This is a genomic window from Synechococcus sp. CBW1002 (genome assembly GCF_015840915.1).
Taxonomy (GTDB): domain Bacteria; phylum Cyanobacteriota; class Cyanobacteriia; order PCC-6307; family Cyanobiaceae; genus CBW1002.
Map to the genome: position 1 here is coordinate 992,566 of NZ_CP060398.1, position 18,946 is coordinate 1,011,511.

14 protein-coding genes are annotated in these 18,946 nt (G+C 70.8%); 9 read left to right on the forward strand and 5 right to left on the reverse strand.

The window, feature by feature from the left end; genetic code table 11:
• The first annotated feature begins 2 nt into the window (after positions 1–2).
• From H8F24_RS04710 to H8F24_RS04735, 6 genes are read left to right on the forward strand one after another with little or no spacing between them, the layout of a single operon-like run.
• A complete protein-coding gene (locus H8F24_RS04710) occupies positions 3–935 on the forward strand; it encodes a sulfotransferase (protein ID WP_197171182.1) in 933 nt (310 codons plus the stop codon).
• Positions 936–949: 14 nt separating this feature from the next.
• Positions 950–2,107 carry a glycosyltransferase gene (locus H8F24_RS04715; protein ID WP_231598099.1) on the forward strand — a complete coding sequence of 386 codons (1,158 nt, stop codon included), beginning with the start codon at positions 950–952 and terminating at the stop codon, positions 2,105–2,107.
• A 14-nt stretch (positions 2,108–2,121) separates the two neighbouring features.
• Positions 2,122–3,462 carry a glycosyltransferase gene (locus tag H8F24_RS04720; protein ID WP_197171186.1) on the forward strand — a complete coding sequence of 447 codons (1,341 nt, stop codon included), beginning with the start codon at positions 2,122–2,124 and terminating at the stop codon, positions 3,460–3,462.
• A 1-nt stretch (position 3,463) separates the two neighbouring features.
• A complete protein-coding gene (locus H8F24_RS04725; protein ID WP_197171188.1) occupies positions 3,464–4,654 on the forward strand; it encodes a glycosyltransferase in 1,191 nt (396 codons plus the stop codon).
• Positions 4,651–7,050: a UvrD-helicase domain-containing protein gene (locus tag H8F24_RS04730; protein WP_197158034.1), complete on the forward strand. Its 2,400-nt coding sequence runs from the start codon at positions 4,651–4,653 to the stop codon at positions 7,048–7,050. Before H8F24_RS04725 ends, H8F24_RS04730 begins: the two co-directional genes overlap by 4 nt.
• A gap of 23 nt (positions 7,051–7,073) precedes the next feature.
• Positions 7,074–8,711: a glycosyltransferase family 39 protein gene (locus H8F24_RS04735; protein ID WP_197171190.1), complete on the forward strand. Its 1,638-nt coding sequence runs from the start codon at positions 7,074–7,076 to the stop codon at positions 8,709–8,711.
• Here H8F24_RS04735 and kdsA read toward each other — a convergent pair.
• Complete coding sequence (gene kdsA / locus H8F24_RS04740) at positions 8,693–9,502, reverse strand: 3-deoxy-8-phosphooctulonate synthase (RefSeq protein WP_197171192.1); 810 nt, start codon at positions 9,500–9,502, stop codon at positions 8,693–8,695. The genes H8F24_RS04735 and kdsA overlap by 19 nt on opposite strands.
• Positions 9,503–9,559: 57 nt before the next feature.
• Between kdsA and H8F24_RS04745 the strand changes: the two genes are divergently transcribed.
• Positions 9,560–10,270 carry a hypothetical protein gene (locus H8F24_RS04745; RefSeq protein ID WP_197171194.1) on the forward strand — a complete coding sequence of 237 codons (711 nt, stop codon included), beginning with the start codon at positions 9,560–9,562 and terminating at the stop codon, positions 10,268–10,270.
• A 5-nt stretch (positions 10,271–10,275) separates the two neighbouring features.
• Complete coding sequence (gene kdsB / locus H8F24_RS04750) at positions 10,276–11,169, forward strand: 3-deoxy-manno-octulosonate cytidylyltransferase (RefSeq protein ID WP_231598100.1); 894 nt, start codon at positions 10,276–10,278, stop codon at positions 11,167–11,169.
• Here kdsB and H8F24_RS04755 read toward each other — a convergent pair.
• Complete coding sequence (locus tag H8F24_RS04755) at positions 11,130–11,705, reverse strand: HAD family hydrolase (protein ID WP_231598101.1); 576 nt, start codon at positions 11,703–11,705, stop codon at positions 11,130–11,132. The genes kdsB and H8F24_RS04755 overlap by 40 nt on opposite strands.
• The gene (locus H8F24_RS04760; protein WP_231598102.1) at positions 11,702–12,730 is read right to left on the reverse strand and encodes an SIS domain-containing protein; all 1,029 of its coding nucleotides are present in this window, start codon (positions 12,728–12,730) and stop codon (positions 11,702–11,704) included. The genes H8F24_RS04755 and H8F24_RS04760 overlap by 4 nt, the downstream gene beginning before the upstream one ends.
• 64 nt (positions 12,731–12,794) lie before the next feature.
• Here H8F24_RS04760 and H8F24_RS04765 point away from each other — a divergent pair, with 64 nt between their 5' ends.
• Positions 12,795–14,255, forward strand: a complete 1,461-nt coding sequence (locus tag H8F24_RS04765) for a CCA tRNA nucleotidyltransferase (RefSeq protein WP_197158026.1) — start codon at positions 12,795–12,797, stop codon at positions 14,253–14,255.
• Between the two features lie 1,375 nt (positions 14,256–15,630).
• Here the strand turns inward: H8F24_RS04765 and H8F24_RS04770 are convergent.
• Together H8F24_RS04770 and galE are read right to left on the reverse strand one after the other, a co-directional pair.
• On the reverse strand, positions 15,631–17,820 hold the full coding sequence (locus H8F24_RS04770) for an AIR synthase-related protein (RefSeq protein ID WP_197171196.1): 2,190 nt from the start codon (positions 17,818–17,820) through the stop codon (positions 15,631–15,633).
• Positions 17,810–18,910 (reverse strand): UDP-glucose 4-epimerase GalE, encoded by a 1,101-nt coding sequence (gene galE, locus H8F24_RS04775; protein ID WP_197171198.1) that lies wholly within the window; start codon positions 18,908–18,910, stop codon positions 17,810–17,812. The genes H8F24_RS04770 and galE overlap by 11 nt, the downstream gene beginning before the upstream one ends.
• Positions 18,911–18,946: the final 36 nt, after the last annotated feature.

Sequence of the window (18,946 nt, forward strand, 5' to 3'; positions counted from 1 at the left end):
TGATGTCGTCTTCGCCTGAGTCCCGGCACCTGCTGCCGCCCCTGCGGGTGCTCTACATCACCAGTCGCGGCCACAGCGGTTCCACCCTGCTGGATCTGTTGCTCAGCGGTCATTCCGGCCTCACCAGTGTGGGTGAGATCAAGATGCTTTCCGCCACTGATCGCAGCCGCAAGCGCTGCAGCTGCCATGGCCTCGATCCTCTCGAGTGTCCCTACTGGAGGTCCGTGCAGGACCAGCTGCGGGCCAGTACGGGCCTGAGCTTTGACGCCCTGCGGCTCGATAGCGTCGACCCCTGGGTGAACCATGGCCACAACCTGGCGCTCTACGAGAGTGTGGCGGCGGTGAGCGGTTGCCGAACGATCGTGGATTCCTCCAAGAGTCTGCCGCGGTTGCGTGATCTTCTCCAGGGCCAGGAGCTTTACGGCGGCTATGACCTGCTGCCGATTCATCTGCTGCGCGGCCCCCTGGGACTGGTGCACAGCTATGTCAAGAAGGGCGCTGATCTTCGCGAGGTTTGTTACAACTACGCCAATGGTTATTTCCGTGCTGATGACCTGCTCCATCGCCGCCGCCATCTGTTGGTGCACTACGAGCGCCTCGCCGGCCAACCGCGCCGTGAACTGCAGCGGCTGATGACGGCGATCGGTCTGCCCTTCGAGGAGGCCCAGATGGACTGGGGCCACGGACCGCGCCGCAACATCCATGGCAACGACATGCGCTTCAAGGCGGGCGGACCGATCCGGCTCGATCGGTCCTGGAGGCGTGGACTCACCCCTCTGCAGATCCTGCAGGTGCTGTGGTTCACCCTGCCGGTGCGCCTGCGGCAGCGACGGCTCACCAGTCGGCGGCTGATGCGGTTGTGGCGGCTGCGTTACAAGCCTGCCGCCATGGCTTCAGGGAGCCGGGGCAGGGCCTCGCGGAGCCGGCGGGATTGATGGGGGATCCCCTGTTGCCGCCGTCGCCCGGGCCAGTGCTGCTCTACATCGATGCGCTCAAGGCCGGTGGCGCCGAGCGCATCACCCTGCAGTGGGCCCAGTGGTTGCAGCAGGCCGGCCTGCCGGTGCTGCTGCTCACCCGCCACGGGCCGGAGCGCGATTTCTACCCCCTGCCCGCCGGTCTGGATCGCCGCGTCGAGCTGCCCGAGCCCCGCTGGCTCAAGGCCCTTGGCTGGTGGGGCTTCCCGTGGCGGTTGCTGCGGCTGCGCAGGCTGCTGCGTCAGCTGCGCCCCTGCCTGGCGCTGGGGATCACGACCCTGCCGGCGATCAAGCTGCTGCTGGTCAGCGCCGGGCTGCCCTGGGCCGTGGTGGTGTCGGAGCGCAACTATCCGCCCGCCAAGCCGCCCGCCCTGCCCTGGCGCTGGCTGCGCCGGCTCACCTATCCGCGCGCGGCGGCCCACCTCGTACAGACCCGCCGCACCCTGGCCTGGCTGGCCACCACCCAGGCGGTGCCGGAGTCGCGCTGCCATCTGGTGCCGAACCCGATCGGCTGGCCCCTGGCCGATTTCCCGCCACGGATCGACCCCGACACCCTGATCCCCGCCGGCGCCTCGCTGATGCTGGCGGTGGGCACCAAGCCCCACCAGAAGGGATTCGACCGGCTGCTGGCGGCCTTTGCCCGCCTGGCGCCGCGCCATCCCAGCTGGCATCTCGTGATTCTGGGCCTCGATCCGGCCAGCGGCAGCCATCGCCGCGCCGTGGCGGAACTGGTGGCGCAATGGCAGGCCGACCCGCTGCTGCGTCAGCGGGTGCATCTGCCGGGCCCGGTGGGCAACGTGGCCGATTGGTACGGAGCCTGCGACCTGTTTGTGCTCAGCTCCCGCTACGAGGGGTTTCCCAACGTGTTGCTCGAGGCCATGGTGAGCGGCTGTGCCTGCCTGGCCTCCGCCTGCCCCACCGGTCCGGAGGAGATCGTTCGCCATGGCCAGGATGGCTGGCTGGTGCCGGCCCAGGCCGATGCGGCGCTGCTGGAGCGTGAACTGGAGCGGCTGATCGATGATCCCCCTCTGCGGCGGCGCCTTGGCAGCGAGGCCCGCGCCGTTCGCCAGCGCTATGGCGAAGCCACGGTGCGGGAGCAGTTCCTCGATGCCCTTCAGCCCCTGCTGCCCTGAGCCGTGCCTCCGCCATGTCCGCGCCCCTGACCACCGCCGCCTCTGCCGCCGCTTTCTCAGCCCCCGGGGATGATCTCTGGATCGTGCTGCCCCATCTGGGCCCCGGTGGTGCCCAGAAGGTGGCGGTGCTGGCGGCGGGGCACTTCGCGGCCTGTGGTCTGCGGGTGCGCTTGATCACCCTGCTGCCTGATCAGCCGGCCGTGCTGGAGCCTCCGCCCGGGGTGGAGCACATCGATCTGGGCCCGCTGGTGGCCAGCGACCGGCAGCGGCTGGGCCCCGAGGTGGATGTCTCGGATCGCTCGCCGCTGGCGATCGCTGGGCGGGTGGCGGCCCTCTGGATCGGCCGGATCCGGCGCCGTCTCTCACCGCTGGGGCTGCGCCTGCTGCTCGGGCTGCAGCTGCCCCTCTGGCCGCCGGCGACGGGTTGGCGTGGCGGCCTGCAGCGCCTCTTGCTGCGGCTGACCCGCAACGTGGCTGGCCCCCAGGGGGCTCGCCTGCGCCAGCTGGTACAGCGGCAGCGGCCCCAGCGGCTGCTCGCCCTGCTCAGCCGTACCAACATGCTGTCCGCTCTGGCGGTCTGGGATCTGCCGATCCATCTGGTGGTGTCGGAGCGGAACGATCCCCGCCTGCAGCACCTGCCCTTCCCCTGGAACCGGCTGCGGCCCCTGCTCTACGGCCGCGCCGATGTGGTGACCGCCAACACCAGCGGTGTGCTGGCGGTGCTGCGCCAGTTCCCGCAGCCGTTCCGGCGGCTGGACCTGCTGGCCAACCCCTTGCCCCAGAGCCATCGCCCCGGTGAGCGGCTGCCCCTGGCGGAGCGCGCGCGCGAGTTCCTCACGGTCTGCCGGCTGGTGCCCCAGAAGGGGGTGGACGTGCTGCTGGAGGCCTTTGCCCAGCTGCCGCTGCCGATCCGGCAGACATGGCGGCTGCGGATCGTGGGTGATGGCCCCGAGCGCGCCTCCCTGGAACGGCAGGCCGGCCAGCTGGGGATTGCCGCCCAGGTGAGCTTCGAGGGCTTCTGCAGCGATCCGCCCCGCTTCTTTCGCCAGGCGCCGATCTTCGTGCTGCCTTCCCGCTTCGAAGGCATGCCCAATGCTCTGCTGGAGGCGATGGGCTTCGGCTTGGCGTCGGTGGTCACCGATGCCTCGCCCGGGCCCCTGGAGCTGGTGGAGCCGGGGGTCACCGGGCTGGTGGTGCGCACCGGCGACGCGGCGGCTCTGGCGGCAGCCCTGCAGCAGCTGGTGGAGGATCCCGATCTGCAGCGGCGCTGCGGCGCTGCGGCGGCGGCGCTGCTGCGCCGCCACGACTGGCCGGTGCTCGAGCCGGTCTGGCGCGACCTGCTCAACCTCGCCTGAGGTGGCGCTTCCCAAGCCCCTGCGCCTGCTGGTGTTCGCCCCCTCGCGGCGGGCGCCCTCGGAGACCTTCATCCGCGCCAACCTGGCCGGCCTCGCCTGCGACACGGTGGCCTACTGCGGCGACGAGCGGCCCTGGGGCGGCCCGCCCCTGCGGCTCGCCTACGGCCTGGCAATCCTGGTCAGCAAGGCCTGCTACCGCCTGGCCGCCCTGGTACCGCTGGAGGCGCTGCAGCGCTTTGGCACCTGGCTCCCCTCCCAGGTGGCGATCCGCATCTGCCGCCAGGAGAGGCCCGATCTGGTGCTGGCGGAATTCGGCTTCCACGCGGTGCGGGTGATGGAGCTGGTGCCCGCCACCGGCCTGCCGCTGATCGTTCATTTCCGCGGTTCCGATGCCTCCTCCCGCCGCTACCTGGCCACGCTGCGGCCCCGCTATCGCCGCCTGCTGCAGCTGGTGGCGGCGGTGGTGGTCAAGTCGGAGCCGATGCGCGCCACCCTGCTGGCCCTGGCGACGCAGCGCCAGCGGCCCCTGCCGGTGCTGATCAGTCCCTCGGGGGCCGATCCCGCCCGCTTCGCCGGTGCCGATCCGGCCGCCGCTCCGCCCCGCTTCCTGGCGGTGGGCCGCTTCGTGGCCAAGAAGGGGCCGCTGCTCAGCCTCGAGGCCTTCGCCCGCGCCAGCGCCGGCCATCCCGACTGGCGGCTGGAGATGGTGGGGGAGGGGCCCCTGCTGGCCCGGGCCCGTCAGCGGGCCAGCGACCTCGGCCTCGACGATCGGGTGATCTTCGCCGGCCTGCTGCCGCCGCCGGCCATCGCCGAGCGGCTGCGGGGGGCGCGGGCCTTCCTGCAGCATTCGCTCACCGCACCGGATGGGGATCAGGAGGGATCGCCGGTGGCGGTGCTGGAGGCCCAGCTGAGTGGCCTGCCGGTGGTGGCCACCCGCCACGCCGGCATCCCCGAGGTGGTGCAGCACGGGGTGACGGGCCTGCTGGTGGAGGAGGGTGACGTGGCGGCCATGGCGGAGGCCATCCGCCGTCTGGGGGAGGACCCGGCCCTGGCCGGCCGGCTGGGGGCGGCGGGACGGCGCCGCTGCCAGGAGCACTTCACGGTGCAGCACCACCTGCAGGCCCTGCAGGGCCTGATCGAACAGGTGGCGGCCACGCCGGCGCCTCTGCCCGGCGATAGCCTCAGCCCGTGAGCTTTCTTGCCGGCCTCAACGACGCCCAGCGCCGGGCGGTGGACCACCACACCGGTCCCCTGCTGGTGGTGGCGGGGGCGGGCAGCGGCAAGACCCGCGCCCTCACCCATCGCATCGCCCACCTGATCGGCCACCACGGCGTCGATCCGGCCGATCTGCTGGCGGTGACCTTCACCAACAAGGCCGCCCGGGAGATGAAGGAGCGGCTGGAGCTGTTGCTGGCCCAGAAGCTGGCCCAGAGCCAGTTCGGCCAGCCCTGGAGCACCCTGCCGCTGGTGCAGCAGAAGCAGCTGCGCAGCCGCATCTACCGCGAGGTGATCAAGGAGCTGTGGATCGGCACCTTTCACGCCCTGTTCGCGCGGCTGCTGCGCTTCGATATCGACAAGTTCCACGACCCCGAAGGCCTGCGCTGGACGCGGCAGTTCTCGATCTACGACGAGAGCGACGCCCAGACCCTGGTGAAGGAGATCGTGACCCAGGAGCTGGGTCTGGATCCGAAGCGGTTCGAGCCCAAGAAGGTGCGCTGGGCGATCAGCAATGCCAAGAACCAGGGCTGGCTGCCGGAGCAGCTGGAGGCCAGGGCGGAGGGGGTGCGGGGCCGCAAGGAGGCCGAGGCCTACCGCCTTTATCGCCGCGCCCTGGCCGCCAACAACGCCCTCGATTTCGATGATCTCCTGCTGCTCCCGGTGCAGCTGCTGCGCCAGAACGAGCAGGTGCGGAACTACTGGCATCGTCGCTTTCGCCATGTGCTGGTGGACGAATACCAGGACACCAACCGCACCCAGTACGACCTGATCAAGCTGCTGGTCACCGATGGGCGCGACCCCGCCGCCTTTGAGGAGTGGGCGGGGCGCTCGGTGTTCGTGGTGGGCGACGCCGACCAGAGCATCTACAGCTTCCGTGCCGCCGACTTCACGATCCTGATGGGGTTTCAGGACGATTTCGGCGACGGCGCTGCCGATGAGTCCACCAGCACCATGGTGAAGCTGGAGGAGAACTACCGCTCCACCGCCACGATCCTGGAGGCGGCCAACGCCCTGATCGCCCACAACAGCGAGCGGATCGACAAGATCCTCCGCCCCACCCGCGGCGAGGGGGAGCTGATCACCCTCACCCGCTGTGACGACGAGATCGCCGAGGCCGAGGCGGTGGTGCACCGCATGCGCATGCTCGAGGCCGCCCATCCCGATCTGCGCTGGGGTGACATGGCGGTGCTGTATCGCACCAATGCCCAGAGCCGGGCCATGGAGGAGGCCCTGGTGCGCTGGGGGATCCCTTACATCGTGGTGGGCGGTCTGCGCTTCTACGACCGGCGCGAGATCAAGGATGTGCTCGCCTATCTGCGGCTGCTGGTCAATCCGGCCGACACGGTGAGCCTGCTGCGGGTGCTGAATGTGCCTCGCCGCGGCATCGGCAAGACCACGATCGAGCGGTTGACCGATGCCTCCAATCAGCTGGGGATTCCGTTGTGGGAGGTGGTGAGCGATGCCGAGGCGGTGCGCTCCCTCGGCGGCCGTTCGGCCAAGGGGCTGCTGCAGTTCCATGAACTGATCACGGATCTGCAGCGCCGCATCCAGGACGCTCCTCCCTCTGAGCTGGTGCAGCGGGTGCTGGAGCAGAGCGGCTACCTGGCCGAGCTGATCGCCGCCGGCACCGATGAAGCCGAGGACCGGCGGCGCAACCTCAACGAACTGGTGAATGCCGGTTTGCAGTACCAGGAGGAGAACGAGGAGGGGGATCTGGAGGGGTTCCTGGCCTCGGCCGCCCTGGCCAGCGACGCCGACAGCAAGGACACCGACCAGGACCGCGTGACGCTGATGACCCTGCACGCCAGCAAGGGGCTGGAGTTTCCGGTGGTGTTTCTGGTGGGGATGGAGCAGGGCCTCTTCCCCAGCTACCGCTCCCTGGAGGATCCCGCCGCCCTGGAGGAGGAGCGCCGCCTCTGCTACGTCGGCATCACTCGCGCCAAGGAGCGTCTGTTTCTCTCCCATGCCAGCGAGCGGCGCCTCTGGGGCGGCATGCGCGAGCCGGCGGTGCCCTCGGTGTTTCTCTCGGAGCTGCCCGAGGAGCTGGTGCAGGGCGACATTCCGCGCTCCGGCGGTGCGGCCCTGCGCCGGGAGCAGCGGCTTGATCGGCTCACCCGTGTCGATCGCGAGGAGTCCCGCCGCGTGGCTGATGGTGGGGAGGCCGGCGCCGCCACCAATGCGGTGCGGCGCCGCGCCGGTGCGGCCCGAAGCTGGGTGGTGGGTGACCGGCTGCGCCATGCCGCCTTCGGGGATGGCCATGTGACCCATCTGTTCGGCAGTGGCGAGAAGATCTCGATCGCCGTGAAATTTGAAGGCATGGGCCCGAAGATCCTCGATCCGCGCCTGGCGCCGATCGAGCCGCTGGCCTGAGCGGCGATCCCTGGGATCCGACCATGCACTCTGATCCGATTCTGCCTGACACCGCCCTGCAGGAGACGTCCACCAACCGCCCCAGCGCAGGACCGGGGCTGCGCTGGCTCGTCTGGCTGAGCCTTGGGGTGGCGGTGCTGTTTGCCGGGCGGGCCCTGGCCCTGGTGGATGCCACCAGCCTCTGGGGCGATGAGCTCAGCACGGCCCGCAAGTCGTTTCAGCCCTCACTGGCCTATCTGTTCACCTATCTCACCACCGACACCCACCCGCCCCTCTATTACGGCCTGCTCTGGCTCTGGGGGCAGCTGGTGCCCGACACGGCCGTGTTCCTGCGGCTATTTTCCTGGGGGTCCTATCTGCTGGGTGGGGGGGTGATCGTGGCCCAGGTGGCTCAGATGGCCAGGCCCCTGGCACCCCCACGGCGCCATCTGGCTGTGGCGCTGGCCGTGATCCTGGCCTTCTGCAGCCCCTTCCCGATTCGCTTCTCGATCGAGGCCAAGGGGTATGCGCTGTTGGTGCTCTGGATCGCCCTGGCCCTTCTCTGCCGCCGGCGCTGGTACCAGGGCGGTAAGCCCGCCGATGGCATCGGCTACGGCCTGGCCCTGGCCGCCGCCAGCCTCACCCACTACTACGGCCTCTTCTACGGGGTGGCCCTGGCGATCACCGATCTCACGGTGCCCTGGCGGCCGCTGCGGCTGCGGCTGGAGAGCGCCGCGGTTTGCCTCGTGGCCGCCTTGCCGAGCCTCGCCTGGATCTGGCACAGCCGCCGCTATCTGCTGGAGGGATCGGAGGCCGGCGAGTGGATCGGCAGGCCCGATGGCGGCATGGCCGAGGAGGTACTGGCGCGGGCCCTGGGACCCTGGCCGCTGCCGAAGCTGGCCCTGCTTCTGGCGATGGGAGCGCTTTATCTGGTGCTGTGCAGCCGGCGTGTCACGGCAGAGGCTGGCCTTGGCGTTGGTATCCAACGCCCCTGGCTGGCCTGGCTGGACGGGTCTGGTCTGCTCTCCGGCGGCCTGCTGGTGCTGCTGGTGGTGGGGGTGTCGTTCGTGAAGCCCATCGCCTACCCCCGCTACTTCGTGGTTCTGCTGCCTGCGGCGGTTCCCGTGGTGGCGCTGGCCTTTGCGTCTCTACCGGCTCCGGCCAGCAGCCTGCTGCGGCTGCTGCCGCTGGCCCTGGCCACGGCCCTGGTGCTCACCTTCTGGGTGGATTCCTTCCGCCCCCTGCAACAGGGAGGCGTGTTTCAGGGATCCCGCGAGATGAACGACTTCCGCCTGCTGGTGTTGGTCAGTCAGGACACGCCCGTGCGGATCAGTCCACGGGCCCATCATTTCCGCACGGCCGAGCGGCTGCTGCGTCAGGCCGGTACGATGAATCCAGCCCCGGTGTCACCAGGGCCTGTGCCGCCCCGTCCTGCCCCGACGGGCCTGGATTCCTGGGGCGATCTGCGCGATCTGCGCCGTCTGCTGCGCCGCCAGCAGCCCCCCGATCGGTTGGTAATGGCCGAGACCGGTGGCCCGGACTCCGTGCAGCGTCGCATCGATCCAGCCCTCGCCCGGGTTGAGGAGCTGGGCTATGCCTGCCGCCGCGACCTGCCCAGCCGGCCTCACCTGCGTCTCTATCGCTGCCACTGGCCCGCAGCCGCTCAGAGGCTGGAGGGCTGAAAGCCTGCCGCGACGGCCGCACGGATCACCAACAGCTGCTCCAGCAGCGGCTCGAGGCGGTGCAGAGGCACCATGTTCGGCCCGTCGCTGAGGGCCCGATCGGGGTCGGGGTGCACCTCCATGAACAGCCCATCCACGCCCACGGCCACCGCCGCCCGGGCCAGGGGCGCCACGAACTCGCGCTGCCCGCCGGTGCTGCTGCCCCGGCCGCCGGGCTGCTGCACCGAATGGGTGGCATCGAAGATCACCGGGCAGCCCAGGTCGTGGAGCTGGGGCAGGCTGCGGTAATCCACCACCAGCGTGTTGTAGCCGAAGCTGGTGCCGCGCTCGGTGAGCCAGAGGTTCTCCACACCGGCCTCCCGCAGCTTTCGCACCACCTGGGCCATGTCCCAGGGGGCGAGGAACTGCCCCTTCTTGACGTTGATCGTCTTGTCTGTGCCCTGCACCGCGGCGGCGGCGGCCAGCAGCAGGTCGGTCTGGCGGCAAAGAAAAGCGGGGATCTGCAGCACGTCCACCACCGCGGCCACGGGTGCGGCCTGGTGGCTCTCGTGGATGTCGGTGAGCAGCGGCAGCCCGAAGCGTTGCTTCACCTCGGCCAGCACCTCCAGGCCATCGCCCACGCCGGGGCCGCGGAAGGAGCCGCCGGAACTGCGGTTGGCCTTGTCGAAACTGGCCTTGAAGACGTAGCGGATGCCCAGCCGGTCGGTGATGGCCTTCACCTGTGCGGCGATCTCCAGAGCCAGCTCGCGGCTCTCGATCACACAGGGGCCGGCGATCAGGGTGAAGGTCATGGCGGCAGGGTCAGGCCTCGGGTCGGGCCAGGTGCAGGATCGCCCTAGCCTCGCCCCATGACCCAGCCCATCCCGATCTTCATCGGCGTGGATCCGCGGGAGCGGGCCGCCGTGACGGTGCTGATCGACAGCCTCTATCAGCACAGCTCGGCGCCTCTGGCGATCACGCCGCTGGTCACGCCGCAGCTGGAGGCCCAGGGGCTTTACTGGCGCGCCCGGGATCCCAAGCAGAGCACCGCCTTCTCCTTCAGCCGCTTCCTGGTGCCACACCTGATGGATTACCGCGGCTGGGGGATCTTCATGGACTGCGACATGCTCTGCCGCGGCGATATCGCCGAACTTTGGGCGCTGCGCGACGAGCGCTATGCCGTGCTCTGTGTGCAGCACGAGCATGTGCCGGCCGAAACCCGCAAGTTCCAGGGGGAAGTGCAGAGCGCCTACCCGAAGAAAAACTGGAGTTCGCTGATCCTGTTCCAGGCTGGCCGCTGCACCGCCCTCACGCCCGACTACGTGAACACGGCCACCGGCCTCGACCTGCACCGCTTCCACTGGCTGGCCGGTGACCACGAGATCGGTGCCCTTCCCGATCGCTGGAACCATCTGGTGGCCGTGCAGCCTCCGCCACAGCGATCGGCCGGCGAGGGGGGACCTGTGCTGCTGCACTGGACCCTGGGCGGCCCCTGGTTCCGGGAGCAACGCACCATGGGGGAGGCGCTGGCGGCGGAGTGGTTCGCGGCCCGCGATGCCGCCTCCCGTCTGTGGGAGTGATCCGCGTGCCTCGTTCCGTCAGTCCTGATGCCGCCTCGCCGCTGCCCACGATCGTGGCGGTACCGGCCCGGCTCGCCTCCAGCCGTCTGCCCGGCAAGGTGATGGCCGACATCGGCGGCCAGCCGATGCTGCGGCGGGTGCTGGAGCGCTGCGCCGCCGCCGAGACCCCCGCCGCCGTGGTGCTCTGTACCGACAGCCCGGAGCTGGTGGACGCCGCGGCCGGCTGGGGCTTCCCGGCCCTGCTCACAGGCGCCGACTGCCCCTCCGGCAGTGACCGGATCGCCTCGGTGGTGCAGACCCTGTTGACCATGGCCGACACCGGGACGGCGCCCCTGAGTGCCGAGACCACCCTGGTGATCAATGTGCAGGGGGATCAACCCTTTCTCGATCCCGCCGTGATCGATGCCATGGCCGCTGAATTCGGGCGGCGCCGGCCGTTGCCGGAGGTGCTCACGCCCGTCTATCGCCTCAGCGCCGCCAAGGTCCACAACCCCAATGTGGTCAAGACCCTGCTGGCCGCCGATGGCCGCGCCCTCTACTTCTCCCGCTCGGCGATCCCGCACGTGCGCGATGTGGAGCCGGCCGACTGGCCCGACCACGCCCCCTACTGGGGGCATGTGGGCCTCTATGGCTACCGCGCCGATGTGCTGGCCGGTTGGGCCGCGCTGCCCCATTCGCCCCTGGAGCAGGTCGAGAAGCTGGAACAGCTGCGGCTGATCGAGGCGGGCATCGGCATCGGCACCTTCCCGGTGGAGGGCGACTCCCTGTCGGTGGATACGGCGGAACAGCTCGAACAGGCCAGGGGGATCGCGGCCCAGATGAACGCCGCAGGAGGCCCCGTGGCTCAGGACATCGCCGTTCAGTCGTTGCGGTCGCGCCATCCCTCGGCACAGAGCTGACGCCACTGCGGCCGGCGCCCCAGGATCCGCTCCACCAGCTCCCGCACGGCCCCGTCGCCGCCGTTGCGCTCGAGCACAGCATCGGCCTGCCGCCGCAGGGGTGGGGCCGCATCGGCCGGGGCCAGCAGCAGCCCCACGCAGGGGCGCACCGCCAGGTCGTTGAAGTCGTCGCCCACAAAGGCGGTGCTGGCTGGCTCCAGGTCGAGTTGCTCCAGCAGCCGCGCCAGGGCGGCGGGTTTGTCCTTCACTCCCACCAGGCAATGGCGGATGCCGAGATGGCGGGCCCGGGCCTCGGTGGCACCGCCCATGCCGCCGCTGAGCAGGGCCACCTCCAGCCCGGCCTGTTGCAGCAGGCGGATCCCCAGTCCGTCCCGCACATCGAAGCGCTTGAACAGCTCGCCGTTGGGGCCGTACCAGAGACCGCCGTCGGTGAGCACCCCGTCCACATCGAGCACCACCAGGCGCAGCTGATCCAGGCGAGGCCCGAGCTGTCGCCAGCGCCGCCGTTGTCGCATCCATTCCAGGGCGCCGATCATGGCTGCGGGCTCCGCCCGCTGGTGAGGCCGGCCTGCACCAGATCGTGCAGCCGCAGCAGCCCCAGCAGGTGCCTGTCCTGATCGGCGCTGCCGCCGGCGTTGGCCAGCACCGGCAGGATCGAGATCGGCTTGCGGCGGTTCCGCTCCATCCGCTCCAGCGCCTCCACCGCCAGCAGGCCAGGCCCCACCGTGATCGGATCGGCGGTCATCAGGTCGCGGGCCGTGAGCGTGGCCCAGGTGCCGGGGCCATGGGCCTGCAGGGCGCGGCGCAGGTCACCATCGGTGATCAGCCCCGCCAGCCGTTCGGGCTCGTCAGGGGGTGCCACCCAGCAGGCGCCGATGGCATCGCGCGTCAGCTGGGCAATCACCGCCGGCAGATCCGCCGACGGAGCCAGGGGGTGGAGACGGTCGGCCGGCACCATCAGGTCGCCGACGCGCAGGGTGAGCTGGCGGCCGAGGCTGCCGGCCGGATGGTTGAGGGCGAAGTCCTGGGGGGAGATGCCGCGCCGCTCCATCCACACCGCCGCCAGGGCATCGCCGATCGCCATCGCCACCGCGGTGCTGGCGGTGGGGGCGAGGTTGAGCGGACAGGCCTCCCGGTCCACCGAGCCATCCAGAACCGCATCGCAGCCCCTGGCCAGGCTGGAGTCCAGCCGGCCCACCAGGGCGATGCGGGCACTGCCGCGGCGTTGCAGATGGGGCAGGATCTCCAGCAGCTCCTGGGTTTCACCGCTGTTGGAGAGCAGCAGGGCCACGTCCTGCGGCGCCACCACCCCCAGGTCGCCGTGCAGGGCATCGAGGGGGCTGAGGTAGATCGCCATCAGCCCGATCGAGGAGAAGGTGGCCGCGATCTTGCGGGCCACGATGCCGCTCTTGCCCACGCCGGTGATCACCAGCTTGGCCCGATCCTCGGCGCAGCGATCGAGCAGCGCGAGGGCCGCCTCCACCTGGCCGGCATCGAGGCGACCGGCCGCGGCGGCGATCGCCCCGGCCTCCTCCTCCAGACAGCGCGTCAGGGCCGACACCGGCGCAGTTCCTTCATGATGCGCCCATTCTCCCCATCTCCGGTCTGGACGGGGCTTGCGCGTCATGGAGATCCCGGGCCTGCCGCCCCAGTTGCTGCCCCTGCTGCGCCAGGCCGCCGTGCACCATCGCCTCGCCCTGGTGGGCGGTGCCGTGCGCGATCTGCTGCTGCACCGGGTGCACCACGATCCCTGGCGGGGGCTGCCCGACCTGGATCTGGTGGTGGAAGAGGCCAGTCTGGGCGGGGTCAGCTGGCCCGCAGCCAGCCCCGAGGCCGCTATTGCCATCGAGGGGAGCTGGCAGCCAGCTCCCGAAGACTCCCAGCCGGAGCGGGTCAGTGCGCTGGAACGGCCGCCGGCGGCCCATCGGCTCGCCCGCCGGTTACGGCAGCAGTTGGGGCCCCAGCTGGTGCCCTTTCTCCAGGAGCACGGTGCCTACGGCACGGTGGAGCTGGAGCTGGATCTCGGCGCCTGTCACGGTGAGGCCCTCCAGGCGGGCGACCAGCCGCTGCTGCTTGATCTGGCCAGTGCGCGCCAAGAGAGCTACCCGGTGCCTGGAGAGAACCCCCGGGTGCGCTACGGCAGCCTCGATGACGATCTGGCCCGGCGGGACTTCACCATCAACGCGATGGCCCTGTTGCTGGTGCCCTGCCGTGGTGATCCCGCCTCCCCACCGGATGCCAGCTGCCTGCTGGATCCCCACGGCGGCCAACGGGATCTGGTCCGGCGCCAGCTCCGCTTTCTCCACGCCGCCAGCGTCCGCGATGACCCCACCCGGGTGCTGCGAGGTGCCCGCTACGTCGCCCGCCTCGGTTTCACGCTGGCCCCGGAGAGCCTGGAACAACTGCAGAGCACCCTGGCCACCTGGCCCTGGGGGTGGCGGCCGGGCGATCCGCCGGGGCAGGCTCCCTCGGCCCTGGGCACCCGGCTGCGCATGGAACTGGAGCTACTGCTGGAAAGGGAGGCCTGGCGCCGGGCTCTGACGGCACTGCAGGGGTGGGGGGCGCTGCAGCTGCTTGATCAACGGATCCAGGCGGATCGAACCTGGCCGCGGCGGCTGGCGTGGGCCCAGCGCTTCGGGTTGCCCCTGCCGGCGGCCCTGGTGGCGGCTGCCGCCGATCCCCTCGCCCTGGCCGAGCGGCTGCAGTTGCCCCATCGCCAGCACAAGTTGCTCAGTCAGTGGCTGCTGCTGCTGCAGCGGCTGGCGGAGGCGGCTTCCGCTCCGGCCGATGGCCCAGCGGAGCCCTCCCAGTGGACCCAGCTGCTGGAGAGTCCGGGGCTTTCAGCCGAGGCGGTCGCCCTGGCCCTCGCCTGCGGCAGTGGCAGTACCCGGCGGCGGCCCCTGCTGCGCTGGTGGCTGCTCTGGCGCCATGTCAGGTCGCCGTTGTCTGCGAAGGATCTGCTGGCTCAGGGTGTGACGCCTGGTCCCCAGCTGGGGATGCGGTTGCGCCAGGCCCGGCTGGAAGCCATCGATCAGCTGGAGGAGGCTCGGGTACTGCGGCGTCCGGCAGCCCCCACAAGGCGGTGACGGCCAGATAGCCGATCAGGCACTGGCTGGCGGGATTGATCAGGAACACCGTGGTGGCCAGGGCGTTGAACAGCAGCAGCAGATCCAGGGCGATCGCCGCTTCCGTGAGGGTGGTGCCGTCGCGTCCCCAGGCCAGTCGCAACGGTGTGTGCCGCAGGCGCCACCTGATCGCCATCACCAGGATCACCAGCAGCAGCACCAGTGCCAGCAGGCCGAGACTGCCGGTTTCGCCCAGGATCTGGGCGACGCTGTTGTGGGCATGGCCCATCGGCCGCCAGCCGTCACCGCGCGCCTGGGCGGTGGCCTCAGCGCAGAACTCCCGCGCCCGCGTGCCGAAGCCGATGCCGTACAGAAAGCGGTTCTGACCGGAAAAGGCGATGCCTCCGTAGCACTCCGCCGCCTTGAGGCGGCCCAGGTCGGAGAGGAGATTGCGGCCGCTGCTGGGGGCCAGCACGAACCACCACAGGCTCATCACGGCGGCCAGGGCCGCGGAGCCGCCCAGGGCCAGCAGCGCTGCCTGGCCGGCCTTCAACCGGCCCCGGGCCCGACTGATCAGATACGCCATCGCCATGGCCAGCAGCGGTGCCAGCAGGGCCAGGCGTGATCCCGTGCGCAGGCAGAGCCCATAGCCCAGCAGCGCCGTGGCCAGCAGGGCCAGGCGTTTCCAGCCGGTCTTTTCCAGCAGCCCGCCATAGGCGGCGCAGACACTGAACAGCATCGCCAGGGTGGCGACGCGATTCAGGCCGCCAATCCCAACCTTCTTCTGTTCCAGCACGACTTCCAGGGGGGTGCTGAAGTCGAGGCTGCCGGGCCAGTGCAGGGCCAGCAGCACCACCACAGGCAGGGTCGCCAGGCCGATCCACTGCAACGAGGCCCGCCAGGAGGCTGGCCGCCGACCGGCACCGGCAGCCAGGCCCAGCACCACCATCAGCAGATCGCTGGGGCCGGAGGGACTGCTCTCCTCGCCGAACAGCACCACCCGCACGTTCACCAGCAGCAGCCCGAGCATCAGGGCCGCCCAGGGGGTTCCGGCCGGCCTCTGCCGCACCTGCCGCACCGCCTGACTGACCAGCCGCAGGGCCAGCCAGATCAGCAGCAGGCCGGTGGCGAGCAGTTCCTGGGAGCGGAACAGCTGCAGGGCGAAGATCAGCGGCAGCAGGGCATCCAGCCAATCCGTCGCCCCCTCGCCCGGCCAGCCCCACCGGCGTGGACTCCTGCCGTGCGGAGCTGTGTCTTCGGACGCGATCACGGCAGAAGTCGTGGCCATAGGCAGGGCTGCGCGGAGATCAGGTCTGGCCGCAACGTTGTCGGGGGGGATTCCAGCACAGGCCCCCATAGCCGCAGCGGTCACCGCTGCTCGGGCGCTTGGCCTCGATCAGGCTTCGACCACTTCACCGATCACGCTGGCCTGTTCAAACCCGGTTGCTGCCAGGGCCTCCAGGGCATCGGCGACCTGGGCCGCCGGCAGAGCGGCCAGGAGGGGGCCACAGGTCTGCGGATCGATCAGCAGCCCCAACGGGGAGCCTGGGGCTGGCTGGTCCAGTCGGATCGGGCCGTCCAGCGTGGCCAGGGCTGCCGCATTGTCGGGGGCGAGGCTGCTGGCGAAGCCCTCCTCCAGCAGCTCCAGAGCACCGGCCAGGGCGGGTACCGCAGCGGCGCGCAGCCGCACGGCCAAGGGAGGGGGTCCTTCGCCGCGACCGATCCCGAGCATCTCGCCCAGGTGTCCCAGCAACCCGAAGCCGGTGATGTCGGTGCAGGCCCGGCAGCCGTGACGCGCCAGCAGCGGCACCAGATCCGCCTGGCTGCGCTGCATCTCGGCCAGGGCCGCGGCGATCCACTCCGGCCGGGCCGCGCCGGCCATGGCGGCGGCAAACAGCACGCCACTGCCGATCGGCTTCATGATCAGCAGCTGATCCCCGGGGCTCAGGCCGCCCTTGGGCCACAGCTGTTCTGGCGGGGCAACGCCGTTCACTGTGAGCACCAGGGTGATCCGTTGGCCGGGTGGCTCAGCAGCGGCCTGCCTCTGTGCCGCTGCACCCACCCCGTCAGACAGCTCCTGGCGCTCCTCGAGGGTGTGGCCGCCGATCAGAGAGGCTCCCATCGGCTCCAGCACCGAGCGGATCCCGGCCAGGGTCTGGACCAGCAGCTCCTCCTGCAGGCTGGGCCCCACAGCCGGCAGGGTCACGGCCGCCTGAACGCTGTGCACCGAGGCACCGCAGGCCCAGAGATCGCTGCAGGCATGCAGGGTTGTGAGCCGGGCATTCAGCCAGGGGTCACTCAGCAGGGCTGGGAACCCATCCACGCTCTGCAGCCAATGCTCACCGTTGGCGCCGCGGCCCAGTTCCACCGCATCCTCCGGCGCCGGTGGATGGCTGCTGCCACTGACGCGGGCCAGGGCGGCGGTCAGGGGCGCCGCGGCCAGCTTGGCGGCGCAGCCGCGACAGGCCATCGGCTCGCCATTGGCGGTCTGCATCGGCTGCAGGGCCGTGAACAGCTCCAGAAAACTCCGGTCGATCTGCTCCTTCCAGCGCCAGAGCCACCCCGCCGGCCCAATCGCCAAGGGGCCCCACAGCGCCACCGCCTGGCGGGGAGGCCCCGGTAGGCCCAGCAGTTGCAGGGCCCGCCGCTGGGGCCGCCAGGGCCGCAGGGGGCGCCCGATCAGGCTGCGCTCCAGGTTGGTGGCCAGCACCGGCGCAGACCGCACAGCCCAGACCCCCGAGGCCGCACGCGGATCTATTCCAATCAGGCCGCAATCTCCGCTGGCAAAGATCGTCGCCTCACCGATCACCCGCAGGCTCGAATCGGTGATCACCCGGCCCGAGGTCGGCTCCACCGGCAGACCCGCGGCGGCCAGCCAGGCCGGGGCCCGGCTGCCGGTGCAGGCCAGATCAGCCGGGGCATTCTCCGGCTGGTGGCGCTGCACGCCGATGCCGGCGGCCGCCAGCAGCCGTTCGCCCAGACGGTTGGCGGCGGCCGAGCCGAGATGGAGCTCCGCTCCGCGCAGCAGCAGAGCGCAGGCGATCCCCCGCCCTCGCAGGGCCAGGGCCAGCTCCACGGCGGCGGCGCCACCGCCGCGGATCCGCAGGCTGCCTCCGGCGCTGGGGGTCAGGCCGTCGCAGTAGTCCAGAAAGGGCTCCAACGGCTTCACCGGCACGGGAGCCTCTGGCACCCCTCTATCGCCAGCCTTCACGCCTGCCGTCGGTGCGGTCACGGCTCCCACATCGAGGCTGAGCCGGTCCCAGCGCAGCGCCGGCCGGCCGGCCAGGTGCACCTCCCTCTTCCGGAGATCCAGCCCGGTGATCTCCGCCTCCACGAAGGCCGCCCCCGCCAGATAGCAGAGGCGCCGCAGGTCGATGGCACAGGCGTGGCGGTCGTACCAGCCGGCCACCAGCCCCGGCACCATGCCCGAATAGAAGGCCGTGCCGGAGCGGCTCACCAGGGTGACCAGGGCGGCCGGTCGCCGCTCGGGCCGCATCGCCCACCTCCGCAGCACCAGGGCATGGCTGTGGCCACCGCCGGCCAGCACGAGATGCTGCTGCGGAAGCCTGCGGCTCTCAGGGGCCATAGCCGCGGGGGTTGGCGCTCTGCCAGGCCCAGCCATCCCGGCAGATGTCCGCCAGGCTGCGCCGGGTGCGCCAGTCCAGCCGCTTGCTGGCCAGGCTGGGATCGGCCACCGTGGTGGCGGCGTCCCCTGGTCGGCGATCGACCAGCTCATAGGGCAGGCGATGGCCGCAGGCCGCCTCAAAGGCGCGCACCACGTCCAGCACCGAATGGCCCTGGCCGCTGCCCAGATTCACGGTGAGCAGCTGGGGCTCTTCCCGCAGCAGCGTGTCGAGGGCGGCCCGGTGCCCATCGGCCAGATCCATGACGTGGATGTAGTCGCGCACGCCGGTGCCGTCCGGGGTGGGCCAGTCGCTGCCGAAGATCTGCAGCGTCTGGCGCCGGCCCACCGCCACCTGGCTGAGGTAGGGGAAGAGGTTGTTGGGGATCCCCTCGGGGTCTTCACCGATGCGGCCGCTGGGGTGGGATCCCACCGGGTTGAAGTAGCGCAGCCGGGCGATGCGCCAGCCGGACTCGCTCGCTGCCACATCAGCCAACACCTGCTCCACCGCCGCCTTGGAGTGGCCGTAGGGGTTGATCGGCTGAATCGGGGCCGTCTCCGGAATCGGCACCGCCTCCGGATAACCGTAGAGGGTGGCGCTGCTGCTGAACACGATCGTGCGGCAGCCATGGCGGCGCATCGCCTCCAGCAGCCGCAGGCTGCCGCCCAGGTTCGTGTCCCAGTAGCGCAGCGGTTCCGCCACCGATTCCCCCACAGCCTTGAGGCCGGCGCAGTGCACCACCGCCGCGATGCCGGGCGGGGTGATGTCGCCGGGGGTGGCGCCGTCCGGGGTGGGAGTGAAGGCCGTGTCCAGATCGTCGGCACAGCGCACATCCCCTTCCACCAGACGTAGCCGCACCGCGCCGTCGCCATCGCGCCAGGGCCCGCCTGCCTCTCCCTCCAGGCCGCCCAGCTCCGCCACCCGCCGCAGCGCCTCCGGCGAGCTGTTGTCGAAGTTGTCGAGTACCACCAGCGCATGCCCCGCCTCAAGCAGCGCCACGCAGCAGTGGCTGCCGATGAAGCCGGCGCCGCCAGTGATCAGCAGAAGGGCCATGGCGGGCAGGGGAAGCGGGCCTGGCTTCAGGGTACG

What these genes read in the sequence shown, in the direction of transcription:
- H8F24_RS04710 (WP_197171182.1), top strand. Translation starts at nt 3, where the DNA reads ATGTCGTCTTCGCCTGAGTCCCGGCACCTGCTGCCGCCCCTGCGGGTG.
- H8F24_RS04720 (WP_197171186.1), top strand. Translation starts at nt 2,122, where the DNA reads ATGTCCGCGCCCCTGACCACCGCCGCCTCTGCCGCCGCTTTCTCAGCC.
- H8F24_RS04735 (WP_197171190.1), top strand. Translation starts at nt 7,074, where the DNA reads ATGCACTCTGATCCGATTCTGCCTGACACCGCCCTGCAGGAGACGTCC.
- kdsA (WP_197171192.1), bottom strand. Translation starts at nt 9,502, where the DNA reads ATGACCTTCACCCTGATCGCCGGCCCCTGTGTGATCGAGAGCCGCGAG.
- H8F24_RS04745 (WP_197171194.1), top strand. Translation starts at nt 9,560, where the DNA reads ATGACCCAGCCCATCCCGATCTTCATCGGCGTGGATCCGCGGGAGCGG.
- H8F24_RS04755 (WP_231598101.1), bottom strand. Translation starts at nt 11,705, where the DNA reads ATGATCGGCGCCCTGGAATGGATGCGACAACGGCGGCGCTGGCGACAG.
- H8F24_RS04765 (WP_197158026.1), top strand. Translation starts at nt 12,795, where the DNA reads ATGGAGATCCCGGGCCTGCCGCCCCAGTTGCTGCCCCTGCTGCGCCAG.
- H8F24_RS04770 (WP_197171196.1), bottom strand. Translation starts at nt 17,820, where the DNA reads ATGGCCCCTGAGAGCCGCAGGCTTCCGCAGCAGCATCTCGTGCTGGCC.
- galE (WP_197171198.1), bottom strand. Translation starts at nt 18,910, where the DNA reads ATGGCCCTTCTGCTGATCACTGGCGGCGCCGGCTTCATCGGCAGCCAC.